The following is a 4,558-nucleotide window of genomic DNA, read 5'->3' as shown; positions in this document are numbered from 1 at the left end:
GGCCGCTGCGGGCGGCAGCTTGGTGACCAGGCGCCTTCGGGCGAACGCGCCCGGATGGTGGACCTCGGGCGGCAGCCCCGAGGTCAGGGCGTGCCGTAGTTGGGGCGGGGTGGCTCCCCGCGTCAGCCATTCCTCGGCCAGGGGCGCGAGGGCGGCGCAGTCGGCGGCGGAGAGCGTTATCCGGGGATCGAGGCGGCCGAGGCCGGCGAGGACGGTGTAGGCGTCACCGGGCGGGCGGGGGCGGTCCGGCGGGGTGTCAGGCCGGGGGCCGGGCGGCAGAGGGGCGACGGGAGCGGCGTCCGCCGTGGTGGTGGGCGTGTCCGAGGCGGTACCCGGGTTTCGCGGCTCAGGTGAGGGGGCGGGGGCGGGCGTGTTCCCGGTGCACAGGGTGTGCCACCAGGCGTCGTCCCGGGGCGTCCGGGAGAAGTACGTCCGTGTCACCCACAAGGGGCTTTTGCCGCTGCCGGTGAGGCATTCGACGATCCGCCGCAGATGGCCCTCCTGCGAGAGGTACCGCAGCGCGGTCCGCAGGGCGCACTGACCGTACTCCGGCAGCACCTTGGCCAGCGTCTTCACGGAGATGTCCGAGCCCTCGGGCAGGCGGTCCAGGTAGGCGGCGACGGACGCCTCCCGGTGTGGCAGGTGGGCGAAGTCGCCGGGACGCGAGGGGCGTTGGCCGGGCGCGCTGCGCTTGCCGTACCCGGGACGGGCGAGGGGGTGAGGGACCGGGGTGTACGCCGCGTCCGCGTGCGGGGATGCGTGTGGGGATGCGTACGGGGGCGGGGCGGCGTTAGAGTTTTCCGAGGCCATGAGATCGCTTTCTTCGATCTTGATGGTCAGCCATGAGATCGCCTTCTTCGATCTCGATGGTCAGACCCCGACCGGGTGTTGGCGCACCCGTCGGGGTTGTTTTGTGTGGTGCTGCGCACGCTAGACCGGCGGAACGCGATGTCGCAAACCGATGACTCTCGGTCATTCGTGCGGGTGAACGGGGGAGTTGGGTGGGAGGGCGGGGGGGAATTCACCTGCCCATTCCTTGGAAAGAGGGCTCGGAGTGCGGGGCTTGAGCCCCGGGGCGTGAACGCCTCCGGGAGCGGCTCGGTGGCAGTCGGTGAATGGCCTTTTCGCGTAGGGGTTTTCCGGGGCTCGGGGCTCGGGGCTCGGGCGTCGTGGTCAGGCCGTGTCCGCCGTCCGGTCGTCGGTGGTGGCAGGAGTCGGGGGCGTACGGCTCGATCGCGGGCGCAGGCGGGCGACGGTGGCGCAGAGCGCGGCGGCCACGGGGGCTCCGTAGAGCGCGTGGTGGAGGCCGTGCGGGGGGAGCAGCAGGACGAACTGCTCCTGGAAGGACAGGGCGTGGGACGGGTGGTCCCACAGGGCGGACACCGTGTCGAGCACCGCGACGAACGCGGCCGAACCGGCGGTGTACCCGCCGCCCGCGCTCAGTGCCGCGCGAGCGGAGCGGGGCAGCCCGTTCGTCAATGTGGAGATGACGAAAAAGGTCATGGCGAACAGCAGCAGGAACGCCTGCCAGGCGTACACCGTCGTGAAACGGGCCAGAAGTGGCACGTTCGAGGGCACCCGGGGCTCGGGGACCGTACCGGTGAACTGCGCGCGAAGGAGTTCGACGCACTGCCCGGGGGCGTCGTACGAGCCGCACCAGAAACGTGCCGACGCCACGAGCCCCCGCTCGAAGATGCCGCTGGTCAGGAAGGCCAGCACCAGCGCCCCGCCGATCATGGCGAGCAGGGTGGCGCCGATCCGGGGCCACAGGGTCGGAAGGGGGCCGTGGAGCAGGTGGCGGACGGACGGGAGGCGGTCCGTGGCACGGTCGGTGGACAGGGTGAGGACGCTCGCGGCATGGGCGACCAGGCCACCGGTCAGGCCGAGCAGCATCGCATGCCCCGTACCGGCCTGCGCGTCCCCCATCAGCTGGAACGTCGCTTCGCCGCGCAGCGAGGGGGCGAAGGACAGCTCGGGCAGACGGAGCAGGGCGAGTGCCAGGAGGTTGGCGAGCGGGGCGACGACCGGCCAGGCAACGGCATGGGTGTACGCCCTGGTGAGGCCCGTGGCGCGGGTGGTGAGGGCATGGGTGGCCGAGGCCGACAGCAGGAGGAAAGCGGCCGTCCACAGCGTCTCCCGCAGCACGGCCGCCCCTCCGGTCGCGTCGCCGAACCGCTGGACCGGGGAAACCGTGAGCAGCCGCAGCGCGGCCGGCACGTCGTCCGACAGTACGCCCGGGTCGAGCCGGTCGGCCCAGGCGATCTGCTGGGGGAGGGCGCCGGCCAGATGCGCCAGGAGGACGGCGAGGACGGCGAGCGCGGTGGGGGAGCGGAACAGGGGGCGTACCCGCCTCACCGGGGGGCCGCCGTGACACGGAAGGGGCGGCCGTCGTTGTCGATCGTCGTCGTGTGCTCCTCCTGGCCGTCCCACCAGGTGAGGGTGGCCCGCCAGGTGCAGTAGTGGCGCTGGGTGCGGCCGGCGAGCATGAGGTCGTAGATGCCGTCGGTGGACACGCTCTTGGGGAGGCTGATGTTGGGCCTGCCGTACTTCTTCGCCTCCGCGCGGGCCGCCCGCTGCTGCGGGCTCGTCAGGAGGTAACGCGAGGGAACGGCCTGCCCCAACGGCAGGGTGTCGAGATCGACGTAGAAGACCTCGCGGATGCCGTCGCCGCCGCAACCCGGGGGAGGCAAGGGGTGCCCGGGGAGGGGGCGCCCGCGGCTGAGGACGGTGATGGACAGCTCGCGCAGCTGCACGGCCTTGCCGAGATTGCCACGGATGCTGACGGCGGCGTCCACCTCGGACAGATGGGTGATGCTGTGCTCGCGCTCCCAGCGGGTGAGGGCATGGTCCTCGGCCCGGCCGACCTTGTCGCGCAGCTCCGGGTGGTCCGGGGAGACCAACCACGGTGTGGAGCAGGCGCCATCGGTCTGGACGGAGTCGAACGCGATGGCCTGCTCGCCGAACAACGCGTCGTACCCGGCGCTCACCACCGGCGTGACCAGCGGCACCACCGCGAGGACAAGCCCCAGCGCGGCGAACTTGTTGGCCGTGCTGAGGCCCGCGAAGCGCCGCCAGAGGCGGACGGGGAGGGAGGGGCGGGAGGCCGGATCGGATGACGGGCCGGGTGTCGGGCCCTCGGTGGGGCTCGGCGGTGTGCCGGTCGTCGCGCTCGGGGCGGGCGTTGGGCCGGGGCCCGGTTCCTCCGCCGGGGGCGGGGTGGGAGGTGACGGTGGTGTTCTTGTGGCGTCATCTGTCACGTCGTCCGTCAACTCCCCCGTACCGACCTGCGGTTGTCCGGGGAGGGTACCGGGTTCCGGTCCGGCGGTGATACGGGGTGGGGGTCAGGCGATCAGCGTCTCCTTCTGGGGCGGGGTGCCCTCCTGGGGTGCGGTGGCGGGCGCGGGGGTGGGGTCCTCGGCCGGGCCGTCGGTGGGGGCGTTCAGCTCGGTGAGCATCTGCTTGCTGAAGCCGAAGAAGTAGGTGGCGAGGAAGCCGGTGAGATAGCCGATGGCGAGGCCCAGCGCGTAGATCACGACCGTGGCCGCTATGCCCTGATTGCCCTTGACGAGGGGGAACAAGGCCCAGCCGGAGGGGCCGATGGCCGTGGAACCGACGGCGTCACCGAGCTGGTTGAACAGGCCGATGAAACCGCCGCCGAAGGCACCGCCGACGCAGGCCGTGATGAAGGGGCGGCCCAGGGGGAGGGAGACGCCGTAGATCAGCGGTTCGCCGACGCCGAGGAAACCGGCCGGGAGGGCGGACCGGATGGTCGCGCGCAGCGAACGGTTGCGCGGCAGGCGGAGGAAGACGGCCACGGCCGCGCCGACCTGGCCCGCGCCGGCCATGGCGAGGATCGGCAGCAGCACGGTGTAGCCCTGCTGCTCGATGAGCGTGGTGTGGATCGGGATGAGGGCCTGGTGGAGGCCGAGCATGACCAGCGGCAGGAACAGCCCGCCGAGCAGGAAACCGGCGAGCGCGCCGCCGTGCGCCAGCAGCCAGGTGGCGCAGGTGCCGATCGCGGCGGAGACCTCACCGGCCACGAACATCAGGCCGAAGAGGGTGACCAGGCCCGTGAGGAGCAGCGTGAGGGTGGGCGTCACCAGGACGTCCAGGGCCTCCGGCACCACCTTGCGGCACCACTTCTCCACCTGGACGGCGAGCAGCGCGGCGGCCAGCGCACCCAGCACACCGCCCTGGCCGGGCGAGAGCTTCTGGCCGAAAGCGGTGATGTTGGCGACGCCCGGGAAGACGACGATCGCGGCGACGGCGCCGCCGAGGACCGGGGTGCCGCCGAACTCCTTGGCGGTGTTGAGGCCGACGAACACCGCGATCAGGGACATGAAACCGGAGGCCATCGCCGCCAGTGCCGGGACCAGGGCGGGCACCCAACCCAGGTTGGTGAGCAGGCCGTTGAAGCCGGCGATGATGCCGCAGCCGATCAGGGCCGGGATGAGGGGGACGAAGATGTTCGCGACGCGGCGCAGGAACAGTTTGACCGGGGTGGCGTTGCGGGCCTTCTGGCGGGCCTTGAGCGCGGCCCCTTGGGCGGCCAGTTCCT

The 4,558-nt window shown here is 72.2% G+C and carries 4 protein-coding genes; all 4 read right to left on the bottom strand.

Annotated elements, in window-relative coordinates; genetic code table 11:
• The coding region (locus AC51EU_RS27420; RefSeq protein ID WP_496269776.1) for a MarR family transcriptional regulator at positions 1–810 on the bottom strand (810 nt) is incomplete at its 3' end.
• Positions 811–1,173: 363 nt separating this feature from the next.
• Positions 1,174–2,355 carry a hypothetical protein gene (locus AC51EU_RS27415; protein ID WP_496269775.1) on the bottom strand — a complete coding sequence of 394 codons (1,182 nt, stop codon included), beginning with the start codon at positions 2,353–2,355 and terminating at the stop codon, positions 1,174–1,176.
• A complete protein-coding gene (locus AC51EU_RS27410) occupies positions 2,352–3,257 on the bottom strand; it encodes a hypothetical protein (RefSeq protein ID WP_496269774.1) in 906 nt (301 codons plus the stop codon). The genes AC51EU_RS27415 and AC51EU_RS27410 overlap by 4 nt, the downstream gene beginning before the upstream one ends.
• An 84-nt stretch (positions 3,258–3,341) precedes the next feature.
• A partial coding sequence (locus AC51EU_RS27405) for a PTS transporter subunit EIIC (protein WP_496269773.1) occupies positions 3,342–4,558 on the bottom strand: 1,217 nt, incomplete at its 5' end.

The organism is Candidatus Streptomyces philanthi (genome assembly GCF_059553635.1).
This window is presented reverse-complemented; position numbering and strand designations above follow the sequence as displayed.